Here is a 22,256-nt window from a genome sequence, read left to right on the forward strand (position 1 = left end):
GGGTGGCGGGCATGGTCGCTCCGGCACGTCCTGGCCGGGGCGATCCCACCCGCACCAAGGAGAAGTCTTCGATGCGCCAAATCAGAACGTCAGGCTCCGTGCCACGCCATCTCCTGCTGGGGCTGGCGGCGCTCATCTGGAGCGGTTGCGGCGAGCTTCCGGACGCGGCGGAGGGACTCGACGCCGTGTCTCCGCTCCCGGAGCAGCGCGCGGCCCTCAGCTCCACCGACCGTTGCGCACCGACCCCCGCGGCCCAGTCCTCCAGTGGCGACACGGTGCACTACCGCTACTCCTCCGCCAGGAGCTGGGATGCCGCCAAGGCGGACTGCGCGGCCATGGGCGGCCGGCTCGCCGTGCCGATGAGCTCGAGCGACAACGAGTCCATCCGTTCCATCAACGGTGGCGAGCTCGTGCACATCGGTTTCCGTCAGAGCAGCGGCCAGTCCAGTCCGGGCTCCGGCTGGCTCACCGTGGAGGGCGATACCCCCACCTACGTCAACTGGAACACGGGCGAGCCCAATGACGGAGACCGTTACGAGAACGGCAACCAGAACTGCGGCCGGATGTGGGCCGATGGCACCTGGGACGACATCTCCTGCTCCTCGTCCTCGAGCCACTACGTGTGCGAGTTCGGCGCGCAGCCCGTCACGTGTGGCGGCGGCGCCACCTGCTCCATGGCCACTGACTCCACCTACCGCTGCCAGTGCCCCGCGGGCCAGCGCTACGACGTGGAGAACAATGCCTGCTTCGGTGGCCCGATCTCCATCGAGGTCAACAGCCTGAACGTGGACCAGGCCGCCAGCGGCAATGTCTTCGTCAACTTCCCGCTCAAGGCCCGGGTGGGTCTCAAGGGCACCGGCAACACCAACAGCCTGGTGGTCTCGCTCGGCCTCATGCAGAAGCCCAGTGGCCCCAACCCCACGCAGGCGGAGCTGGAGAGCCTGCAGAGCTGTCTGGTGGCGGGCACCCGCATCACCCTCCCGGGTGACGGCAGCCAGCAGTTCGTCGACCTCGAGGGCATCGTCCCGCCCGAGTGTCTGGCGGGCGCGCCGCAGCGTGCCGCCAACTTCTTCGTCCTGCTCGACGGCGCCGACGAGAACACCACCGAGGAGGACAAGTGGCTCGTCTTCAACGAGAAGGAGGCCCAGACGCCCATCGGTCAGGCCTGCAAGACGCGGGAGCCCGCGACGGGCGTGGAGCGGACGGGCTGCGTCATCAACGTGACCGTCCGGCCTCCGCCGGGCACCGACATCGCCCTGCTCGAGGCCTCCCCGGACTCGTCGGTGATCGTGCTCGATCCGCCGGGCCAGCCCTCGGACGTGTCCTCGGGTGGCTCCGAGGCTCCTCGGCCCCTGTTCATCGCCGGCATCGGCGTCGCCGCCTTCGGCCGTGACTTCGACGAGGCCAACTCCTCCTCCCTGCCCGGCGCGGTGGACTTCGCCTACGACATCATCGCCTCGCCGGATGTCGGCAACGTCGGATGGAAGCGGCTCGAGGCCAACCCCGAGGCCCTCCATGCGCCCATTGGCAACCTGAAGCCGGGTGAGGCGCTTCAGCTCGACGCGCGGCTGCACCCCACCCCGGAGTTCCGCACGCTCACCAGCCCCGGTGGCCCCTGGGCGGCCTCCATCGACTACCAGGTGCGTGCCTGCGCCATGGTGCCCTTCCCGGAGTTCGGCGATCCCCTGATCGCGGGTCCGGACGGCCACGCCAACAACTGCAAGGTGTTCTCCGTCCGCCTGGTGCGTGGCAACTACTCGTCGAGCTCGGCCTCGTCGTATGACGTGTCCAAGACCTACAGCAACTCCTGGGGCTCCTCGAGCACCATCCAGCTCTCCCTCTCGGGCGGCTCGACGAACACCTTCAATCTCACCGGTGCCTCTACGGACAACGAGGCCAAGGCCTCCATCAAGGGCTTCTTCGGCAGCTTCGACATGGCCCAGGCCTGGGGTGATGCCTCCGCCACCGTCTCGCCCGCCCAGGCCTCGTTGGACACCGGCTTCAAGGTCTTCGGTGTCTCGCTGCTGAGCTACAGCAAGTCCGCAGGCTCGGTCACCTACTCGTACGACAAGAGCTACTCGAAGGAAAAGTGCCTCACCTACTCGTACGGAGTCGTGGTCGCCACCATCGACATCTCGGGTTGTTTCACCGCCTCGGCCGGATTCGACATGGGCGTCACCGCGTCGGCCACCAGCATCTCCGCGCAGGTCCGCCCCTACGTCCAGGCCAGCCTCAGCGTGAGCGGCACGCTCAACCTCACCCTTTACAAGGCCACCCTCTCCGCCTCCATCACCGTCCTCGGCTTCAATACCCAGGACAGTGATGGCGTCTCCGCCGGGCTCTCCTTCGTCATCAACAGCACCAGCCCCCTCAAGCTCACCATCGCCTACGACACGGATGCGCGCTTCCGCATCTCCACGCTCGACGGGAGCATCGACCTGACCATCGAGCAGCTCGAGGCCAACTGGTGCAAGAAGAAGGTGTGGGGCATCAAGGTCTACTACGTGTGCTGGAGCTACGACACGCTCGCTGAATACAACCTGTTCAGCTACGACGGTTACTCCTTCACCTCCACGCTGCTGGACCGAAGCGGCTCGGCCATCACCCTGCAGTAGTGAAGAGGATCGCGACCATGACCCGCCGCACGTCCCTGCTCCTCGGAACCCTCGTCCTCGGTCTCGCCGCCGTCTCCGCCCTGCTGTGGCCTTCCCGGCCCGCCCAGGCGCCCACGGCCTCCACCCGGCGTCCGCTCTCCTGCCGCTTCTCCGCCGGAGAGGAGCTCGCCTTCCACGTGCGCGCGACCAGCTCCGCGCGCCCGTCCGAGACCGCCTCGCCCCAGCAGCTCCGTCTGGAGGCCACCCTGTGGTGGCGGGTCCTCGAGGAGCGCCCCGCCGTGGGGTGGGTCGTGGCCGCGACCTTGACCGATGTCCGTCTGCTCGAAGGTGGCGCGGCGGAGGCCGAGCCGGCCCGCCTCGCCGCCCTCGAGACTCCCTTCCTCCTCCAGGTCGGTCGCGACTGCCGCTTCGGCGACTTCGCCTTCGACCCCTCCGTGGATGCCGAGGCGCGCCGTCAACTCCAGGGCTCGCTCCAGGCCGCGGAGATCGTCCTCCCGCCGCTCCGGCGCGCGCAGTGGGTCTCCCGTCACCGGGACACGCTCGGGGCCTTCGACGCGACCTATACGCTCGACGCCTCCGCCCCGGATGATGCCCCGGCCCTCTCGCGCCAGCATGGCCGGTACATCGCCTCCAGCCTGCCCCTGCTCCCGCCGCAGCTCGGCGGCCGGATGCGCGTCGACGTGCTCTCCTCCGGGACCCGTGCCACCCTCGACTCCAAGGGCCGCTGGGTGAGCCAGCTCAGTGGTGGTGAGCACCTGCGCGTGTGGATGGGCAACAAGCTCCTCAGCGACGTGAGCTCCCAGGTGGAAGTGGAGCGTCTGGAGGGTGCACGGGGAGCTCCGGCCGTGCTGGCCCACCTCGACTCCGGGCGCTTCGCCTGGGGGGATGCCTCCGCCAGTGCGAAGCGCTCCTCCCCCGAGCTGCCGCCTCCGCCGGATCCGGCCCTGGCTGCCATGTCGCTCGATGGCGTGCTCGCCGATTTCGCCAAAAAGCTCGGAGGGGGCCACAACGCCGTGCACGACGCGACCCAGCGCCTGGCCAGCTACCTGTCCGTCCACCCGGAGGCCATCCCGGACCTGATCGCCCGCATGCGCGGCGGCAGCCTGCCCGAGCAGCTCCACTCCGTGCTGTTCCTGGCCCTGGAGAAGACCGGCACGCTCGCGGCCGAGAGCGGGCTCGCCTCGGCTCTCACCGACCGGGGTCTGAGCACCCAGGACCGCATGCGCGCCGCTGTCGCCCTGCAGGACATTCCTCGTCCCTCCGAGCGCACCGCGCACACCCTCATCGACCAGGCGCGTGCCAATCGCTCGGACCCCGAGGAGCGGCAGGTAGCCGACGCTTCCCTGCTGGCGCTCGGGGCGCTCTCCCATCGCGTCGATGCCCGTCAGCCCGAGGTGGGCCAACTGGCCCACGACGAGCTCGACACGCGCCTGCGAGTCGCCCGCGGGAGCGAGGAACTCTCGGTGGCGCTCGATGCCATCGGCAACTCCGGCGACGAGCGCTTCGCCGACACGCTCCGCTCCTATACCCAGGACGACTCGCCGCTGGTGCGCGCCCATGCCGCCCGGGCCTGGCGCCGCATGGAGTCCGCCACGCTGGAGCCGGTGCTCATCGACTGGCTCGGCCAGGAGCAGGATGCCCGCGTGCGCCGGTCCATCGCCGATACGCTCGAAGAGCAGGTTCGTGAGGGGGAGCGGCCCGCTTCGCCCGCCGTCCTCGCCGCCGCCGCGGCGCGTCTCGCCTCGGAGTCGGATGTGCGCACTCGCGCCGCGCTCATCTCCCTGCTGGGCTCCGCCGCGGGTACCGATGCCTCCGCCCGGCTCGCGCTCGTCCAGCAGTTCCATCGAGAGACCGTGCCCGACCTGCAGGTGCTCATCGGCCGCTTCGTGCGCGCGGAGGAACTCCGCTAACCTGCGGGGTCGTGCGTGCAACTCGGCGGCGGAGTTCTCGGGAATCACCGTGGCGGGCGGGGACAGGCTTCCTGGCCCTGATAGTCCTCGTCCTCCACGTCGCATGTGCCACGCGTGCTCCCATGGGCAGCAGGGGAGGGCTGTCGGCTCCGAAGCAGCGCGCGATCCGCCCGGAATCCCTCCCGCTCGATCAGGTGGTTGTCGTCGCGGTGGATGTGCTCGAGCCTGGAGGCTCCCCTCGGGTGGTACCCGTGACGAGGGCGGAGTTTCAGCGGGCGGTACAGCAGCTTGGTAGCCACCTCCGAGTGGAGGGGACGCCCCAAGAGGCCGCGCAGCGGATGCTCCAGGCCATGCCGGAGGAGGAACTGCTCGCTGAAGTTTATCGTGGCCGCGTCCTCAGCATGGTGCCCCTGGACGACAAGGGCCCCCTCGTCCCCAAGGCCGAAGCGGCGCTGCGGGCCAGGTACCTGAGTTGGTGCGAGGGCCGCGGTGGTGGTGATTGCCTGGGCCTCTTCGACGATGGGCCCTATTTGCGCACGGATGACCGGCGCACGTTGGCGCTGGCCCTGGCCTTCGGCTCCGTGCTGGACGAGACGAGGGATGCCCTGGGGCGGGAGCTGAGCCCCCGCGCGGTGCTCTCTTCGTTGGTATGGGCTGCCGGACTGTATCTCGCGCTCTGGCTGGTCCCCGAGCCGAGTACCAAGACAGTGGCCGCGGCTCTGTCGGTGATTCTCGTGGCCTGGTTGGGGGTGGATTCGGTGTGGGGGCTCGTGGATGGGTGGACCCGCATGGCTACCCGGGCCCACGAGGCCACCACGTTCGCCGAGCTGCGAGAGGCGGGCGAGGAGCTCGGGAGGGTGATTGGGACGGATGTGGCCAGGGCACTGATTCTAGCGGTGGCCACGTTGAGCGGGCGCACGCTCGGAGACGTGGCGGCGCGGATTCAATCACTGCCGAGATACGGCCTGATGCAGGCGCAGTGGGAGGCCCAGGGCTTCCGGGTGCCGGTGACGGAAGTCGTGGAGCAGGTAGTGGCGGTGGAGACGGTCGTGGCCTCGTCGGAGCGTGCCCTCGCCATCCTCACGTCTCCGCAGGCGCCCCTCGCCGGGGCGATGCTCAGCCACAACAGTGCCGCGAGCGCCGCGGTGGCTTCTCGAGGTCACTCGGGAACCATCGCCATACGGCATCGGGGCGGCAACCAGCAGGTCATCCTCGGCAACGGTCAGCGGTGGCACCTCCCACGAGGCAAGTGGCTCAACGACATACCCGTGGAGGACAAGCTGGGGGATGAACTGCAGGCAGCGGCCAATCGGATAGCGAAGGAATGGGGGCCCGACAAGCTGACTCCCGCTGAATGGGATGTCATCGAGGAGGCGCGCAAACTGGGCAACCACCGGAGTGTCGCCCATCTGGAGGGGCTGGCTCGTGGGCGCTGGGTACATCGACGGTTGAAGTCCGAGTTCCAGCACCTGGTCTGGAACCAGAGAGGCGTGGACGTAGTGGACCCGAGGCCGGGAGGGTGCCAATACGAGGTGCTCTCCGGGACGGTGGAGAACTTCGGAGTGCACGGCCGGCGAATGTCCGGTGAGCTCTTCCGGATGATCTTTTTCTGAGGGCGCGGAGATGTGGCTCGGCAACATCATCTACGAGGACCGAGAGATTGAGAGCGAGCGGCTGGAGCTGAAGGCCGAGACGAATCGCCTCATCTACCTCGGGCCGAACCTGACACTGCGGCGTTGCACGGTGGTTGTGCGCGTCCCCTCCAGCCGGCTGATTCTTCGGCCGACGAACTTCATCGACTGCGACATCGAGGTGAAGCAGGAGTTGAAGAACTTCTCCTGGACGTGTGCCTCACTGAAGGGATGCAGGCTCAAGGGGCGCATGTTTGGCTGTGACTTCGGTGCCTGGCCTGGTTACGCAAACGGGTGGGAGCACGGCAAGGTGGAGGACTGCGACTTCTCGGAGGCTCGCCTGGACCTCTGCCGCTTCCAGAGTTGTGACCCCCGTACACTGCGCTTACCGCGCTGGCCTTGCTTCACCATCCTCGACCCCGTCGGCAGAGGCCATGAGCTCGCCCGCGTCGAGTGGCCGGGAAGCTTTCGGCCGGTCCGGATGGAAGGCCAGTCCAAGGAACTGCCCACCACGGTGGCCTTGTGCTTCTACGCGCCGGCTGTAGCGAAGCGCTCCGGGACGACGGAGGAGGAGCTCAAGGCCGCAATCGAGAGGTTCGACTTCATCTTCCATTGAGGCCGCCTGGCTGGGACTACTCTTCCCAGCGCACCGCCGGGTGCCGGCGCATGATGCGGAACTGGCTCGCGCTGAAGGCCGGCGTGCCCGTAGTCGACGGGCGGTAGCTCATGAGGTTGTCGGCGCCCGTGTCGTCGAGGAGGTCGGTCGTCCCGTCCTCCTCGACGGAGTGGTACAGGCCGAGGTAGTGGCCCAGCTCGTGTGCGATGAGCCGAGCGAGGTACCCCGTCGGCCACGAGATGCGCGGTGAGCCCTCGCGGCAACCCCGACCCCGGATGAAGACGCCATGCGCCCGCCCCGGCGCGGCCAGGCCATCCGGGATGCGCGGCACGAAGCCCTCCGGCTCGTTCGTCTTCTTCAGCACCGGGTCGGTGAGGCGCATGCATCCCGCGAGCACCAGCGGGACCCAGCCGTCATCGGGGGCGCTTCCCCCCTCGTCACATGCGTGCAATGTGCCGTGGAATCGCTCGAGCGCTGTGTGGTCGCCTCGCTGCAAGTCGAGCGGATCCTTCACGTCCACCCGGCGGACGCGCACTGGTCGCACCGAGAGCCGCCCTGGACGCAGGAGGGCGTTCACCTCGTCGAGCGCCGCGACGAGGGCCTCGGGCAGGGGAGCGCCGTCCTCGTGGAAGACGGAGCCGGAGGTGATGGCCACCTCCAGGAGCACCACCCCTTCGCGTGTCTCCTCCACCTCGGGCAGGGTCAGCGCCTCGATGCGCAGGCGCTCCGGGTGCTCGCCGGGCCTCGTGGGTAGGAAGGTGGAGCACTCGCGCGCGGCGACACGCACCTGGAGGCGTGAGGTCTCCGGCGGTGGCGGTTCTCCCGAGGGCAGCACGTAGAGACCCGCTCCCACCCCGACCGAGACTCGCTCGGGGCAGCTCCGGCAGTACGGGCCGTAATCCTCGAGCGAGGCTGGCGGGGTCACCCAGTTTCCCCCGGCCGCGTCCCTCACCTCGTCGAGCTGGACGCAGGCCGCCTTTCCGTCCGGCGCGGATACCCGGAGGGCCACGCCCCGCGCGTTCGTTCCGAGCTCCCCATCCACCTGACCCCCCAGGCCCTGCTCATCGAGCGGTGTCTCTCCCACCGTCAGCCAGGGGGCCCGCCACGGACTCGCCAGGGCGGCTTCGTCGAGCGCGGTCCAGCAGGAAGCGGGCGGCGTGGCGGGTGGGGGCTCGCTCGAAGTGCAGGCTCCGAGCAGCCCGAAAAACACGAGTTGCCCAAAACGCCACCTCACGGGTCCAAGCCAAGGGAAGAGGTGACAGGAGGCAGCCCGCATGACGACCATCCTAGTTCAACGCAGTGGCCGTGAGCTGGGAGCGCCTGGCGGGCGGGCTCGCGGGGCGGGTGCCGGTCCGATGGCGTATTTACTGGTACACTCCGGGTCTCCCTCCACCCCGAACGACGCGGTGAGCCGAACCGACTCACAGCAGATTGCCTCGCTCTTCGACCAGCACGGGCCCCGTGTGTACCGCCGTGCCCTGCGGTTGCTGGGCAACCCCGCCGATGCCGAGGAGGCCACGCAGGAGATCTTCATCCGCGCCCTCCGCGCCGCCCAGGGCTTCCGGCAACAGAGCCAGATGACGACGTGGCTGTATCAGATCACCACTCACTACTGCCTGAACCTCATCCGCGACCGCACGCGGCGCGCCGAGCTCCATGAGGAGCATGTGGCACCGATGGTGGACGGCACCGACAAGCCCGACCCGGCGCACCCCGATGACCTGCTGCTCCTCCGGCGGTTGCTCTCGACCGCCGACGAGCGCCAGGCCGCCGCCGCCGTGTACGTCTTCCTCGACGGCATGTCGCACGAGGAGGCCGCCGAGGTTCTCGGCGTGTCCAAGCGCACGGTGGGCAATCTGCTCGAACGGTTCCAGGCCTGGGCGGGGGCGCAGGTGTCGCAGCAGCCCCCGGAGCCCAAGAAGTCAGGTTTCCTGGGATTCGGAAGGAGGCGTTCATGAACCCGCCCGACTTCGGTGCCCTGAGGACGGGGCGCCCGGATTGTCCGTCTGACTTCACGCTGGATCGGCTCCACGCGGGTGAGCTTCCCAAGGAGGACACCCTGAAGGCCGAGCGTCACGTCGCGGGCTGCGTGGAGTGTGGCGCGCGCATGACGGAGCGCCGGGCCGGCTTCGGTGCCATCGAGGGTGTGGACCCGCGCGTGATGCTGGCGCGCATCCGGACCGGGCTCGACAAGCCCGCTCCACTCCCCGAGCGGCTCCTCGGCTGGTTACGCCAGCGGAGCGCCCCATTCGCGGCGGCGGCCGCCGCGGCCGTCGTCCTCCTGGTGGTCAGCACCCAGCAGGTGCGGCCTCCGGAGAATCGAGCGAAGGGCTCCCTCGCGCTGCACGTGTTCCGGTTCGCGGGCGACCACTCGGAGGAGACGGTCAGCGGGGGTGCCTTCAAGCCTGGAGATCGGCTCCGCTTCGTCGTCGACCTGCCGGCGGAGGGCCATGTGACGGTGCTCGGTGTCGAGTCGTCCGGGGCGCTCTATACCGCGTGGCCCTTCGAGCCCGGGGTGCAGACGCGCTTCGCCGAGGGCACCGGCATCGCGCTCCCCGGCGCGGTGTCGCTCGACGAGAAGCCGGGCCGCGAGACCCTCTACCTCGTGCACTGTCCGGTCGAGGTGGGTCCGCCGAACTGCACCTCCCAGGGAGCCATCGCCGCGCCCGTGTGCCCCGCCGGTTGTGTGACCACTCCGTTCATCCTGGTGAAGGCACCATGAGCCTCGGGAGGGCGGTGCTCCTGTGGCTCGTCCTCGGGGTGCTCGCGCCCTTCACGGCCCGGGCCCTCCCCGAACACACCTGGGTCGTGGCCATCGGTCACAACGACGGCGCCCCCAACGAGGTGAGCCTGCTGTACGCCGAGCAGGACGCCCGGGCCCTCTCCAACGTCCTGCGTGAGTACGGAGGCATCTCCTCCCGGCGCACGCTGCTGTTGCTCGGAGAGGACGCGGCCTCGGTCCGGCGCGCGCTCCAGGACGTGAACGCCGCCATCCGCGCCCGGGCCGGCGAGGGTCATCCCACCGCGCTCGTGGTCTTCTATTCGGGCCATGCCGACGCGGCGGCGCTCCACCTCGGAGGCACCGAGCTGCCGCTCGAGGAGCTGAAGACGCTGGTCCAGGGCTCGCCCGCGGGGGTGCGCCTGCTCGTGCTCGATGCGTGCCGCTCGGGGACGGTGACGCGCGTGAAGGGCGTCAACGCCGCGGAGAGCTTCGACATCACCCTGAGCAACGAGGTGGCCACCGAGGGCCTGGCCATCATCACCTCGAGCGGCGCGAGCGAGGCGAGCCAGGAGTCGGATCGGCTCAGTGGCTCGTTTTTCACCCACCACCTGGTGAACGCGCTGCGCGGCGCGGCCGACGAGGATGACGACGGCAAGGTGACGCTGACCGAGGCGTATGGCTACACCTATGCGCAGACGCTCCGCTCGAGCGGGCAGACGGTGGCGCTCCAGCACCCGACCTACTCCTGGGAGGTGAAGGGGCGCGGCGAGCTCGTGCTGTCGACACCGGCCGAGCCGCGAGGGCGCTCGGGCCGGCTGCGGCTCGGCGAGGCCGCGCTCTACCTCATCATGGAGGGACGGCAGGGGGGACCGGTGGTGGCGGAGGCCTCGCCACAGGGCCAGCGGCGGGAGCTGTCCCTGCCCGCGGGCAACTACTTCGTGCAGCAGCGCAAGGCCGACGAGTACCGCGAGTACCAGGTGGCCCTCGCCGCGGGCTCCGTGGTGGAGCTCGCCAAGCTGCCCTTCGAGACCGTCCGCTATGACCGGCTCGTGCGTCGCCGTGGCGGCCCGAAGCCCTACACGCAGCACCTCAGCCTGCTCGGAGGAGCCCGGGGGCAGATGCTCGTGGGCGAGGGCATCACGCCCCAGTTCCAGCTCGGCTATGGGCTCGACTTCGAGTGGGGTTCCATCGGCGCGCGGCTGCGCGGAATGACGATCCAGGGCCCCGGCTCCGACGGGCTGCTGGTGCGCCGCCACGACGAGCTCGGGCTGGGGCTGACCCTGCTGCGCTTCGTCGACCTCAAGCCCGTGAGCGTGGCGTTCGGGCTCTTCGTCGAGGGAGTGCTCCACCGGCAGGTCTTCGACTCGGACCGGCTCGTCACGAACCGGCGGGCCTGGGGCGCGGGCTTTGGCGGCATCCTGCTGGTGGAGAGATATCTCGGCGCGGGAATGTCCCTCCGCCTCGAGGGCGGGCCGGTGAGCGGGCTCTTCCCTCATGCCGTGGTCAAGGGCGGGGAGGAAGTGGACCGCGAGCTGCTGACGCCCCTCACCTGGTGGGGCACGGGAGGAATCGTATGGCGCTGGTGAGGGGGCTCGCCGGGGTGCTCGCGGGGGTGATGCTCTCCTGCGGGGATTCGATCGTCGACGGGACGTACTCGGGGACGCCGCGGTTCATCGTGAATGGCTCGGTGGGCGGTACCTCGGAGTACGTCGACCCGGAGCATCCCGGGGTGCGCATCGGGGTGTTCTGGAGTGTCAAGGCGAAGGAGCAGGGCGCCGATGACATCCTGGTCGAGCAGCCGGCGGCGGCCATCCGCGCGGAGTACTACCGGCCCTTCGAGCTGAAGCTGTTCGACGAGCCCGGTGCCCAGCACCTCGTCACCACGCCCGCTGGCGCGCGGTATGGCGTCGCGTGGCTCGCGGCCTACCAGGATGCGAACGGCAATGGTCGAAGGGATGAGGCGGAGCCGCTCATCGGTGGCTCGTCCGGGAGGGTGTTGATTCGCGCGCTCGATGCGCTGCCCGCCCGGGATTCGCCCACTGGCGCCGCGCTCGCCTCGGGTTGGCACATCGTCGCGCTTCCGCTCGACTGTCCGCGCTCCGGTCCCCGCACCCAGCCCGTGGCGGATGGGGAATGCGGGGTGCCACTTGGACTCCCCTGCAAGAGCGACGCGGAATGTGGAGGCGGCGTGTGCGTCCACGACTTCATCGGGCCGTGGCCCACCGGCGCCTGCCTCATTGCGGAGCCTCCGCCGAACGGATGCCGCCAGCGTGGCTCGGTCCTCCTGAGGGATCCGAGCGATTCAACGAAGGCGTATTGGCTGAAGGCCTGTACGGTGTCAGAAGAGTGCGGGCGTGGTCCTCCCTACCAGTGCGATCAGCAGATCCGGGGGTGCCGGCCCAGCAGCGGTGTCCAGGTGGACATGAATGACCGCGGGCCGCCGCGCTCCTACTGCCGGCCCCCGGAGGGAGCACCTCCGCCGCCCTAGGACGCTCACTCCGCGAGCTCCGTGGCTCCTCCATCCTTGGTCAGCGGGAGGACGGTCGCCCCGGCGTGCTCCTCCAGCGCCGTGGCGAGCTCGCGCGCATGCGTGGTGACGAACACCTGTCCCCGGCGGCTCGCGCTGGCGATGAGCCGCCCCAGCGGTCGCAGCAGTGACGGGTGCAGGCTGGTCTCCGGCTCGTTGAGGGCGAGGAAGGGTGGAGGGCGCGGAGAGAGCAGGGCGGCCAGCAGGCACAGGTAGCGCAGCGTCCCGTCGGACAGCTCCGACGCCTCCAACGGGCGTTGCAGGCCGGGCATGCTCATGCGGAAGGAGAAGCGTCCGTCCTCGCCGCCGAGCTCCAGTCTCGAGCCGGGGAAGGCGCTCTCCACGGCCGCCTGCAGCCCCCGATCATCGCCGATGTGGTCGATGGTCATCAGCGCCGCCGCCAGGTCCCTCCCGTCGTGTGCGAGCGCGGGCGTGCGCACGCCCACCTGCGCGTGGCGCAGCGGCGAGGCCGGGTCGGTCCGGAAGTGGTGGTAGAAGCGCCAGCGGAGCAGCTCCGCGCGCAGCACGCTCAGCAGCGGGAAGCGGTGTGGCTCCGCTATCTGCGCCAGCACGGACTCATTGCCCCACAGCTCGGCGGCGAAGGTGGTGCGGTTGCCCTCCGCGTCGCGCGCGAAGACGCTCCGGGAGCGGCGCTCGGCCACCACGTGCCGGCGCTTTCCCTCGTGGAGCCAGACCGTCTCCTCCTTCACGTCCGGATCCAACGCGAAGGGCCCTTCCGGGGGAGGCACCAGCCCGCAGGACAGCTCGTAGGCCAGGTCGTCCAGCCGCACGCCCACCGTGAGGCGTGCCGCGTCTCCCTTCTTGCGCGGGCCCGCCCAGAGCACGGAGGGCATCCCGCCCTCCTCGGACAGCATGCGCGACAGCGTCCCCTCGGCGGCCGCGTGCAGCAGTTGCAGCGCGCGGTACACGTTCGTCTTCCCGCTCCCGTTGGGCCCCACCACCACCGTCACCGGGGCGAGCGGGAAGCGCAGCGATTGCACCGAGCGGTAGCCGGCGATCCACAGCTCTTGGACGGGCATGCGCGAGCGTCCTACCTGCCCTTGCGCCAGGCCTCCAGCTCCGCCTTCTTGCTCACGCCTATCTGGTCGAGCTTCTTCTGCCAGGTGTCACGGTGGGGCCGGAGTGCCTCGACGAGCGCGCGCGCCACCACGAGGTTGCGGTACCACTTCGTGTCCGCGGGGACGATCGTCCACGGGGCCTGCTTGCTGGACGTGCGCGAGAGGACCTCTTCGTACGCCTTCGTGTAGTCGTCCCAGTGCTCCCGGTCCTCCCAGTCCCCGGCGTTGATCTTCCACGCCTTGCGCGGCTCCTTCTCCCGTGACAGCAGGCGCTTCTCCTGCTCCTCCCGGCTGATGTGGAGGAAGAACTTGAGGATGATGGTGCCGTGCTCGACGAGCAGCTCCTCGAAGTCGCGGATGTGCCCGTAGCGCTCCTTCCAGAGCGACTCCGGGACGAGCTTCTGCACGCGCACGACGAGCACGTCCTCGTAGTGCGAGCGGTTGAAGATGGCGAGCTCGCCCTTGCGCGGCGTGTGGCGGTGGATGCGCCAGAGGAAGTCGTGCTCCCGCTCCTCCTCGGTGGGGACGCCGAAGGAGGTGACGCTGACGCCTCGGGGATTGAGAAAGCCCGCCACCCCCTTGATGGTCCCGTCCTTCCCGGCCGTGTCACGGCCCTGGAGCACGATGAGCACGGAGTTCATCCGCGCGCCCCACAGCAGGTCCTGCAGGTCGAAGAGCTCCTCGCCGAGCGTCTCCAGCTCCCGCTTCGCCTCGTCCCGATCCACGTTCTTCGGGGGCTCCGTGGGAATGCTCTCGAGCCTGACCTTCTCGCCCTGCTTGTCGATGGTGAAGTCCATGTGCCCCTCCCCGAGGGAGGGGAGGTTCCCATGGGGGCCCGGGCCTGACAATGACCCGGGCGACAATGAAAGAGTACAAGTGCCGTGACACGGCAATCCCCCTCGGGACCGGCCGTGAGTGCCTCGAAAGAGGGTCGGGAGCCGCTGTCCGGGCGCTCTCCACCGTGCCTGTACCGTGACCTGACACTCGGTGGAGCCGTCACGGTGCCGTCACACCCGGTTCGCTAGATGCTCGCTCCTGGTTGGATCAGGCGCATGGGGGGACTCCTGCGCCCATACCCAGGAGAGGTACATGAAGAACGCCGAGGCGCGAAAGGTGTTGGATGCGGTGAGGGAGCTGGCTCCAGTCATCGCCTCCCGGGCGGCGGACATCGAATCGGGGCGGCGGTTGCCGTTGGATGTGGTCGGCCAGCTCAAGCAGGCGGGGGTCTTCCGGCTGTTCGTGCCCCGGAGTCACGGTGGCTACGAGGGGGACCTGCATGCCGGCATGGAGCTCATGGAGACGCTGGCCCGGGCGGATGGCGCCACGGCCTGGACGACGATGATCGGCGCGGAGAGCCCGCACATCTTCGCGCTCCTGCCGCGCGAGACCTTCGATGCCATCTACTCGGGAGGGCCGGACGTCCTCGTGGCCGGTGCCTTCAACGCGCAGGGGCAGGCGGTGGTGGAGGAGGGGGGCTATCGCGTCAATGGCCGTTGGGGCTTCGCCTCGGGCTGTCAGCACGCGGACTGGCTGTTCGGCAACTGTGTCGTCCTGAAGGACGGACAGCCGCTCCCGGGTCCCACCGAGGGCGCGCCTCGGACCCGGGGCATGTTCCTGCGGGCCGGCGAGGTGCGCATCATCGACACCTGGAACGTGCTCGGCCTGAGGGGCACGGGCAGCCATGACATCGCGATGGAGAACGCCTTCTGCCCCGAGGCGTACTCCTTCGACATCTTCCTCGGCACTCCCAGTGTGCCGGTGCCGGGTCTCACCGCGCCCCTGCTGCACTTCGTGCTGCACATGGCGGCGGTGGCGCTGGGCATCGCCCAGGGCGCGGTGGATGACCTGGTGACGCTCGTCGGGATGGGAAAGCGGCGGCTGTACGCCCGCGTCCCGCTGGTCGAGTCCCCCGTGTTCCAGCTCGAGCTCGGCCGCGCCGACACGAGCGTGCGGGCCGCCCGGGGGCTGTTGAGAGACCTCTCCCACGAGTTCTGGGCCGCGTGCGAGGGCAACCCCGCCGCCATTCCCGCCCTGGCCCCGCGCGCCTCGGCCGCCCTGGCCTGGGTGACGGAGACGGCGGCCGAGGTCGTGGGCAAGTGCTACCAGTCGGGTGGCGCCAGCTCGCTCAAGGATGGCTCGTCCCTGCAAAGACGCTTCCGTGACATCCACACCTTCAGGCAGCATGCGGCTGCCGCTGAGGGGTGGTTTGGCCAGGCCGGGGCCTCCCTCCTCGGGCAGCCGACGGGCTTCTGGACATGATCGTCCAGGAGTGGTGGCCCCACGGTCATCCCGGCTGCTCCTGGGAGCGGGAAGGGGAGCACGTGGCGGACTGGAGACTGGAGGTGCTCGGGGGCGCGCGGCTCCTGGGTCTGGCCGAGCCCCTGGAATTGCAGCGGCGGGTGGCGGCGGTGCTGGCCTGGCTGGCGCTGGAGGGTCCCACGCCCAAGTACAGGCTGGCGGGCATGTTGTGGCCCGACTCCGGCGAGGACACGGCACGCAACAACATGCGCCAGCTGCTGCGCCGGTTGCGGGTGGCCATCGGCGCGGACCTGGTGCTTGGTGGGGACGTGGTCTCCCTGTCGGACCGGGTGAGCACCGACGCGGTGGAGCTGGAGGCCCACGTCTTCGCCGGACGCCACGCGCGGGCGTTGGCACTGGCGGGCTCGCTGCTGGGCTCGCTGGACTTCGACGACTGCCCGGACTTCGAGGCGTGGTTGCGCAGGGCCCGCGAGCAGCTGGAGGGCCTGCGGCGCCGCGCCGCCAGCGCCGAGGCGGACTCCCGGGAGCAGAAGGGGGACCTGCCCGGAGCGCTGCACTTCGCCGAGCGGTTGCTGGTGTTGGATCCGCTCTCCGAGGAGGCCTTCCGCCGACTGATGCGGCTGCACTACCTGTCAGGGGACCGGCTGGCGGCGCTGGCCCTCTTCGAGCGTTGCCAGAAGATGCTGCGCGAGGAGTACGACGCCTCGCCGCACCCGGACACCCTCGCGCTGGTCCGGGACGTGGAGCGCGGGGCGGTGCGGCCGCGTGCCACGGGGAGCCCGCCGGGGAAGCGCCTGCCGCTCACCGTCCTGCGCCCACCGGTGCTGGTGGGCCGCGCGCGCGAGTGGGAACGGTTGGAGGAGGCGTGGAAGGAGCGGCGGCTCGCGCTGGTGATGGCCGAGCCGGGCGTGGGCAAGACGCGCCTCGCGCTGGACTTCGCGGCCTCCAAGGGGCGCTTCACCGTCTTCGCGGGCCGGCCCGGGGACTCGGAGGTGCCGTACTCGCTATTCGTGCGGCACACCCGGCAGCTCTTCATCGAGCGGCCCGAGCTACCCCGAGGGCTGGAGCCGTGGATCCGCCGGGAGCTGGCGCGCGTAATGCCCGAGCTCTCGCCTGGCGAGGAGATTCCTCCCATGCACAACGAGGGCGAGCGGGTGCGCTGCCTGGACGCCTACAGCGAGGTGCTCCGCCGCTGCACCGAGGGGCTGGCCTGCTTCCTCACCGATGATCTGCAGTTCGCCGACGCCGCCAGCCTGGAGGTGGGCGCCTATGCCCATGCGCGCTTCCACGAGGCGGGCGCCCTGCCTCGGATAATCGATTGCTGCCGCAGCGGCGGGCTCTCCCCCGAAGTGCTCGCCATCACCCGGCGGATGGAGGAGGGAGGGCTGCTGATGAACGTGGCGCTGGAGCCGCTCTCACCGGTGGCGGTGGGGGAGATGCTGGAGAGCCTCGACCTGCCGGGGGCCACGTCGCTGGCCGGGGAGATGACGCGCTACACGGGGGGCAACCCGCTCTTCATCACCGAGACGCTCAAGCACCTGATGGAGTCGGGGAGCCTGGAGCGGGGGTGGCCGGAGCGGCTGCCTCCGCCGGGACGGGTGCGCCAGCTCATCCAGCAGCGTCTGGAGCGGCTGTCCCCGCTGGCGTTGCAACTGGCCCAGGTGGCGGCACTGGCCCTGACGGACTTCAACCTGGAGCTGGCCGGCGAGGTGCTGGAGGTGAGCCCCTTGTCCTTCTCGGCGGCGCTGGGGGAATTGGAGGCTGCGCAGATCTTCCGGGGCGAGTGCTTCACGCATGACCTGGTGCTCGAGGCGGTGCGGGGCTCGCTTCCCGCGGCGCTGGGGGCGCTGCTGCACCGGCGCCTGGCCCAACAGCTGGAGCGGAGGCGAGCGGCCCCGGCGACCATCGCGCAGCATTGGATGGCGGGGGGAGAGACCCGGCGCGCCGTGCCCTTCCTGGTGTCGGCGGCCCAGACCGACGAGGCCCACCTGCGTCGGGCGGAGGCGGCCACGAACTATGCGCGCGCCGCCTCCATCCTGGAAGCCGCTGGCGAGCTGGAGGAAGCGGCCCGGTTGAAGAACCGGGTGTCCTGGACGTGAGGCGGATGGGGTTGCGCATGCTCCCTCTCCCCCTGGGAGAGGGCGGGGGGTGAGGGTATGGAGTGGGCTCGGGTTCCACCCCATTCACTCCGCTCCACGGGTTGGAAGACGGGGACACCTACCCTCACCCTGGCCCTCTCCCGGAGGGAGAGGGGACATCCCCCGACGTCAGGGCCCCGGCGTGCACACCGTCAGACGGGAGACGCGCCATGGAACTCGTCCTGTTCATCGGCCTGCAGGGCTCGGGCAAGAGCAGCTTCTTCCGGGAGCGCTTCGCGGCCACGCACGTGCACGTGAGCAAGGACCTGTGGCCCAACGCGCGCAGGCGCGAGGCCCGGCAGCGCAGGCTCATCACTCAGGCGCTGGCCGAGGGGCGCTCGGTGGTGGTGGACAACACCCACCCGCTCATCGAGGAGCGGGAGCCGCTCATCGCGATCGCCCGGGAGCACGGGGCGCGGGTGGTGGGCTACGTCTTCGAGTCGGACCTGAAGGTGTGCCTCGAGCGCAACGCGGGGCGGGTGGGACGGGCGAGGGTGCCGGAGAAGGCGCTCCACATCACGTGGCGGAAGTTGAAGTGGCCCTCGTACGCCGAGGGATTCGATGCGTTGTTCCACGTGCGGCTCGCCCCGGAGGGCGGCTTCCACGTGAGGGAATGGAGGGAGGGAGATGAATCCGAACCAGTTCGAGGCCCGGATGCGTGAGGGCGAGTTCTTCCACTCGCTGCGGCTGCTGCGCGGGGCGTGGTGCGTGCTGCGGGTGGACGGGCGGGGCTTCTCCCGCTTCACGGAGGCGCGTTACGAGAAGCCCTTCGATGCGACGCTGCACCAGCAGATGGTGAGCACGGCCTCGGCGCTGCTGGAGGAGCTGCAGGGCGTCTACGCGTACACGGAGAGCGATGAGATCTCCGTCCTCTTCCGGCCGGAGTGGTCGCTCTTCGACCGCGAGGTGGAGAAGCTGGTGTCCATCTCCGCGGGAGTGGCGAGCGCCACCTTCACGCACGTGGCGGGAGTGCCGGCTGTGTTCGACAGCCGGGTGTGGATGGGCGCCAACGAAAAGGACGTGGTGGACTACTTCCGCTGGAGGCAGGCGGACGCGGCCCGCTGCGCGTTGCACGGCTGGTGCTACTGGACGCTGCGCAAGGAAGGCCAGAGCGTGGCGAGCGCCTCGCGGGAGCTGCACGGCAAGTCGGTGGGCTTCAAGAACGAGCTCCTCTTCCAGAGGGGGATCAACTTCAACGAGCTGCCCCTCTGGCAGCGGCGTGGCACGGGCATCTCCTGGGAGGAGTACGAGAAGGAGGGAGAGGATCCGCGCACGGGCCGCAAGGTGAGCACGACGCGCCGTCGCTTGCGCGTGGACGAGTCACTCCCGATGAAGGAGGAGTACGACGCCTACGTCCGCGAGCGGATGACCGCGACTCCCTCTCCCTCTGGGAGAGGGCCGGGGTGAGGGTCTTCACCCCGTCTCATCGGGCATCTCTGGAGGGGGCAGGACCTTCCAGAGGTGCGGCTTGTCGTGCTGGGGAGGAATCATCCCGAGGGGCCAGCCCTCGGTGGTGAGCTCGGCGTAGCGGTACACGCGGCCGCCGAGGCGGAAGGGGGGGCCGCGCACGGGGAGGGCCACGCCCACGGCGGCGTGCGAGAGCGGATCCGAATAGAGGATGGCCGCGTCGATACCGGCCTGGCGCAGCAGCATCACGGCGAGCACGGCCTTGGAGTCGCAGTCGCCGCGGTCCTGCGAGGGGACGAGCGCGGGCGGGAGGATGCCGAAGGGCTGGTCCGCGGGCTCCGCGTAATGGATGTGCTGGACGAAGGTGATGATGAGCTCGGCGGCCTCGACGGGGCCGAGGTTGCGCGCGCGGATGTGCTCGACGAAGCGGGTGCCCAGCGCGCGCACGGGCTCGGCGTTGCTGCGAATCAGCTCGTCGTAGATGCAGCGCATGTCCTCCTGGCACCCGGCAGGCGCGTGGTAGGTGAAGCGGTTCGGCCCGAGCGCGCGGAAGCGCATCCGGCGGCCGTACGCCAGGTGCTCGTCCTCGAGGGAGCTCGCCAGGGACTCGCCCAGGCCATAGACGACCCGGTGCTCGGAAGGGACGAGCGGGGTGGCCCGCCACTCATGGGTGCGCGCCTGGCTCAAGGGCGTGGAGGGGGGCACGAGGGCCACGCCGAGGTGGACGCCATCGGCATCGGAGAGGTCGAGCGGAAGCTCCTGCTCCGGGGTGGGGGCGAGCGCGTTCACGTCCAGCGAGACGAGCCAGCGCAGCCCGAGGAAGCCGAAGCAGCTCGCGGTGGCGAGGAGGACGAGGAAGAGCCCGAGGAGCCTCTTCCCCGGTCTGGATGGCGGGGCGTCCAAGGAGGGTCAGGCCGGTGCGCGGAACGTGGCGGGAGGGAGCTCGGGGAAGGGGATGAGGCCGTTGAGGGTGGCCTGGAGGCCCGGGGCGGTGAGCAGGGCGAACACGACGAGGATGGCGGCCAGCACGAGCGCGAGGGCCACGTTGCCGCGGCGCACTTCGGCCAGCTCGTCCACGCCAGGGGTCATCTTGTCGAAGAGGACCATGCCCAGGGCGAGCACGCCGGTGCTCACCAGGAGGGACACGCCCACGTGCGTGAGGGCGAAGAAGCCCAGCCGCAGCAGGGACAGGGGGTGGAGGGGGGCGCCGCGGATGGTGAGGTCCACGGCGTCGAAGGTGGCGTTCACGGCGTTCTGCACCAGCAGGCCGAGCGCGAGCAGGCTGGCGGCATGGACGATGCCGGCGGCGACGTTGCCCTTCTCCAGGTCGACGGTGGGATCCGTGCCGAGCAGGCGGTTGAGGCCGCGGAACGCGAGCCAGATGCCGAGCGCGGCAACCAGCCCACCGAAGACCACCTTGGACAGCCCGACGGCGACGAGGAGCAGATTCATGGACGGACGGGCAGTGTAGGAGGAAGCCCGGGACCCCGGAGGGTGTAACATACGGCCACACGCAGTGAGGAGTGGGCGGAACCCGAAGCGGGCGAATGCCCGGCAGGAGGGATGTCTTGAATCCGTTGGACTGGAGTGGGTCGCAGTTCCTGATGACCTACGTGCCCTACCTCGTGGTCATGTTCATCGCCGCGAAGCTGTGGCAGCGCTCGTTGAACCAGCCATCGTCGGAGCCGGGCATCGACGAGCTGCGGCTGGATCCGTATCTGGTGGCGGTGCTCGACCGTCGCACGGCGGCCGTCAACGCGGCGTTGGCCGCGCTCGTGCACGCCGGGTCGTTGCGCTTCGAGGAGGGCGAGCTGAAGGTGGCGGGCGCGCCACCGTCGAGAGCTTCCCCCTTCGAGCGCGCCGTCCACTCCGCCGTGGCCGGAGAGGTGGAGGGGGTGGGGGACATCGAGGAGGCGGTGGATGAACAGCTCGACAACCTGGAGGAGTCCCTGACCCGCCGCGGCTTCCTGATGGAATACGAGCAGGCCACCCGGTACAGGCGCTACCCCATGGCCCTCTTCTTCGGGGCGGGCCTGGGCCTGGGCCTGCTGAAGCTGCTGGTGGGCCTCTTCCGTGGCCGGCCGGTGGGGTTCCTCGTGCTGCTGCTCGCGCTCGGCGCGGTGCTCGGATTCATGACCCTGTGGAGTGTCCCCCGGCGCACGCGGCGGGGAGACAGGGCGCTGAAGCTGCTGCGGTTGCAGAACTCGGCGCTGAGCACGACGTCGGCCACCGAGAGCGCGTGGCAGTCGCTGAAGGCCTCGGACGTCGCCCTGTCGGTGGCCCTCTTCGGCACGGGAATGCTGATGACGTCCGGGATGGGGGATCTGCGCGGCTACCTGATGCCCCCGAGCGGCGGTGGAGGATTCGGCGGCGACAGCACGGACATCACCGGTGGCAGCAGTGACTTCGCCGACAGCGGTGGCAGCAGTGACTCCGGCGACAGTGGCGGCGGCGGCGGGGGTGACAGCGGCGGCGGTGGGGGTTGTGGCGGGTGTGGGGGTGGAGGTGGTGGGGATTGAGGTGGCCGACGGGCGTGGGGTTGGGCTGGAGGAGACAGCTCGCGCATTACATCGATGGGGCGCGGGAGCTGGGCTTCGTGGAGGTGTTGGCCGAGCACCTGAGCCCCACGGGACCGCTCCCGGTGCCGCTGGTGGGCCTGATGGAGCGGGGCGTGCCGGTGGTGCTGCACGCGGTGTCACTGGGACTGGGGAGCGCGGAGCCTCCGGAGCAGCGGAGGTTGGACTGGCTGGCGCGGATGGCCGAGCGGTTGGGCGCGGTGTGCGTGAGCGAGCACCTGTGCTTCGTGCGCGCGGGAGGCCGGGAGTCGGGCCACCTGCTGCCGCTGCCACGCGACGAGCGGATGCTGGAGGTGCTGGCGGAGAACGTGCGGCGGGCCGAGGCGGCGCTGCCGGTGCCGCTGGCGCTGGAGAACGTGGCGAGCCTCTTCGAATGGCCGGCTCCAGCCCTGTCCGAGGCACAGTGGCTGGTGGGCGTGCTGGAGCGCACGGGGGCGCGGCTGCTGCTGGACGTGGCCAACCTGCACGCCAATGCCCTCAACCATGGGACGGACGCGGCGGCGGTGCTGGCGGCGGTGCCTCGTGAGCGGCTGGCCTACGTGCACGTGGCCGGGGGCGTGAAGCGCGGTGGCCTGTACCACGACACCCACGCGCATGCGGTACCCGAGGGGCCGCTGGCCCTGTTGGAAGCGCTCGCGGCGCGCGTGGGGCCCGTGCCGACCCTGCTCGAGCGGGATGACCGTTTCCCCCCGCCAGAGGAGCTGACCGCCGAGCTGGAGGGCATCCGGGCGGCACTGGCGCGCGGCGTGGCGCGCTGGGAGGCGCGGGCGGCCTGA

Annotated in this window: 19 protein-coding genes; 14 read left to right on the forward strand and 5 right to left on the reverse strand. The window is 70.1% G+C overall.

Translation table 11 applies throughout. The features are described 5' to 3' along the window. Positions 1 to 71: 71 nt before the first annotated feature. The 4 genes from JRI60_RS10275 to JRI60_RS10290 are packed head-to-tail and all read left to right on the forward strand — an operon-like array spanning position 72 to position 6,772. Entirely contained in the window at positions 72 to 2,615 is a 2,544-nt protein-coding gene (locus tag JRI60_RS10275; protein WP_204225664.1) for a lectin-like protein, read from the forward strand. 17 nt (positions 2,616 to 2,632) lie between these two features. Next, positions 2,633 to 4,525 (forward strand): HEAT repeat domain-containing protein, encoded by a 1,893-nt coding sequence (locus JRI60_RS10280; RefSeq protein WP_204225665.1) that lies wholly within the window; start codon positions 2,633 to 2,635, stop codon positions 4,523 to 4,525. Positions 4,526 to 4,536: 11 nt separating this feature from the next. Then, complete coding sequence (sitA5, locus tag JRI60_RS53185; RefSeq protein ID WP_430384372.1) at positions 4,537 to 6,138, forward strand: SitA5 family polymorphic toxin; 1,602 nt, start codon at positions 4,537 to 4,539, stop codon at positions 6,136 to 6,138. A 10-nt stretch (positions 6,139 to 6,148) separates the two neighbouring features. Next, the gene (locus tag JRI60_RS10290; RefSeq protein ID WP_204225666.1) at positions 6,149 to 6,772 is read left to right on the forward strand and encodes a hypothetical protein; all 624 of its coding nucleotides are present in this window, start codon (positions 6,149 to 6,151) and stop codon (positions 6,770 to 6,772) included. Between the two features lie 16 nt (positions 6,773 to 6,788). On the opposite strand, the gene JRI60_RS10295 is transcribed toward JRI60_RS10290, so the two are convergent. Further along, entirely contained in the window at positions 6,789 to 8,006 is a 1,218-nt protein-coding gene (locus JRI60_RS10295; protein ID WP_204225667.1) for a reprolysin-like metallopeptidase, read from the reverse strand. Between the two features lie 172 nt (positions 8,007 to 8,178). Here JRI60_RS10295 and JRI60_RS10300 point away from each other — a divergent pair, with 172 nt between their 5' ends. The 4 genes from JRI60_RS10300 to JRI60_RS10315 are packed head-to-tail and all read left to right on the forward strand — an operon-like array spanning position 8,179 to position 11,982. Next, the gene (locus JRI60_RS10300) at positions 8,179 to 8,730 is read left to right on the forward strand and encodes an RNA polymerase sigma factor (RefSeq protein ID WP_204225668.1); all 552 of its coding nucleotides are present in this window, start codon (positions 8,179 to 8,181) and stop codon (positions 8,728 to 8,730) included. Further along, positions 8,727 to 9,494, forward strand: coding sequence for an anti-sigma factor family protein (locus JRI60_RS10305; protein WP_204225669.1), 768 nt, complete (start codon positions 8,727 to 8,729; stop codon positions 9,492 to 9,494). Before JRI60_RS10300 ends, JRI60_RS10305 begins: the two co-directional genes overlap by 4 nt. Further along, entirely contained in the window at positions 9,491 to 11,080 is a 1,590-nt protein-coding gene (locus JRI60_RS10310; RefSeq protein WP_204225670.1) for a caspase family protein, read from the forward strand. Before JRI60_RS10305 ends, JRI60_RS10310 begins: the two co-directional genes overlap by 4 nt. After that, complete coding sequence (locus JRI60_RS10315; RefSeq protein WP_204225671.1) at positions 11,068 to 11,982, forward strand: hypothetical protein; 915 nt, start codon at positions 11,068 to 11,070, stop codon at positions 11,980 to 11,982. The genes JRI60_RS10310 and JRI60_RS10315 overlap by 13 nt, the downstream gene beginning before the upstream one ends. 5 nt (positions 11,983 to 11,987) lie before the next feature. Here the strand turns inward: JRI60_RS10315 and JRI60_RS10320 are convergent, their stop codons facing one another. Then, complete coding sequence (locus JRI60_RS10320) at positions 11,988 to 13,061, reverse strand: AAA family ATPase (RefSeq protein WP_204225672.1); 1,074 nt, start codon at positions 13,059 to 13,061, stop codon at positions 11,988 to 11,990. Between the two features lie 11 nt (positions 13,062 to 13,072). After that, positions 13,073 to 13,897 (reverse strand): polyphosphate kinase 2 family protein, encoded by an 825-nt coding sequence (locus tag JRI60_RS10325; RefSeq protein ID WP_204225673.1) that lies wholly within the window; start codon positions 13,895 to 13,897, stop codon positions 13,073 to 13,075. Positions 13,898 to 14,189: 292 nt separating this feature from the next. Between JRI60_RS10325 and JRI60_RS10330 the strand changes: the two genes are divergently transcribed. The 4 genes from JRI60_RS10330 (at position 14,190) to JRI60_RS10345 (ending at position 18,904) form a co-directional block, all read left to right on the forward strand. Further along, entirely contained in the window at positions 14,190 to 15,359 is a 1,170-nt protein-coding gene (locus tag JRI60_RS10330; RefSeq protein WP_204225674.1) for an acyl-CoA dehydrogenase family protein, read from the forward strand. Positions 15,360 to 15,421: 62 nt separating this feature from the next. Continuing rightward, positions 15,422 to 17,458 carry an AAA family ATPase gene (locus JRI60_RS54435; protein ID WP_275439171.1) on the forward strand — a complete coding sequence of 679 codons (2,037 nt, stop codon included), beginning with the start codon at positions 15,422 to 15,424 and terminating at the stop codon, positions 17,456 to 17,458. A gap of 209 nt (positions 17,459 to 17,667) precedes the next feature. Continuing rightward, entirely contained in the window at positions 17,668 to 18,159 is a 492-nt protein-coding gene (locus JRI60_RS10340) for an ATP-binding protein (RefSeq protein WP_204225676.1), read from the forward strand. Beyond that, the gene (locus tag JRI60_RS10345) at positions 18,125 to 18,904 is read left to right on the forward strand and encodes a tRNA(His) guanylyltransferase Thg1 family protein (RefSeq protein WP_204225677.1); all 780 of its coding nucleotides are present in this window, start codon (positions 18,125 to 18,127) and stop codon (positions 18,902 to 18,904) included. The genes JRI60_RS10340 and JRI60_RS10345 overlap by 35 nt, the downstream gene beginning before the upstream one ends. 6 nt (positions 18,905 to 18,910) lie before the next feature. On the opposite strand, the gene JRI60_RS10350 is transcribed toward JRI60_RS10345, so the two are convergent. Further along, positions 18,911 to 19,807 (reverse strand): transglutaminase-like domain-containing protein, encoded by an 897-nt coding sequence (locus tag JRI60_RS10350; RefSeq protein ID WP_239470445.1) that lies wholly within the window; start codon positions 19,805 to 19,807, stop codon positions 18,911 to 18,913. Between the two features lie 6 nt (positions 19,808 to 19,813). Beyond that, positions 19,814 to 20,356, reverse strand: coding sequence for a DUF350 domain-containing protein (locus JRI60_RS10355; RefSeq protein ID WP_204225678.1), 543 nt, complete (start codon positions 20,354 to 20,356; stop codon positions 19,814 to 19,816). A gap of 116 nt (positions 20,357 to 20,472) precedes the next feature. Between JRI60_RS10355 and JRI60_RS10360 the strand changes: the two genes are divergently transcribed. Both JRI60_RS10360 and JRI60_RS10365 read left to right on the forward strand, forming a co-directional pair. Beyond that, complete coding sequence (locus tag JRI60_RS10360) at positions 20,473 to 21,423, forward strand: TIGR04222 domain-containing membrane protein (protein WP_204225679.1); 951 nt, start codon at positions 20,473 to 20,475, stop codon at positions 21,421 to 21,423. Next, positions 21,420 to 22,256, forward strand: a complete 837-nt coding sequence (locus tag JRI60_RS10365) for a DUF692 domain-containing protein (protein ID WP_204225680.1) — start codon at positions 21,420 to 21,422, stop codon at positions 22,254 to 22,256. The genes JRI60_RS10360 and JRI60_RS10365 overlap by 4 nt, the downstream gene beginning before the upstream one ends.

The organism is Archangium violaceum (genome assembly GCF_016887565.1).
In the GTDB taxonomy this organism is placed as follows: Bacteria; Myxococcota; Myxococcia; order Myxococcales; family Myxococcaceae; genus Archangium; species Archangium violaceum_B.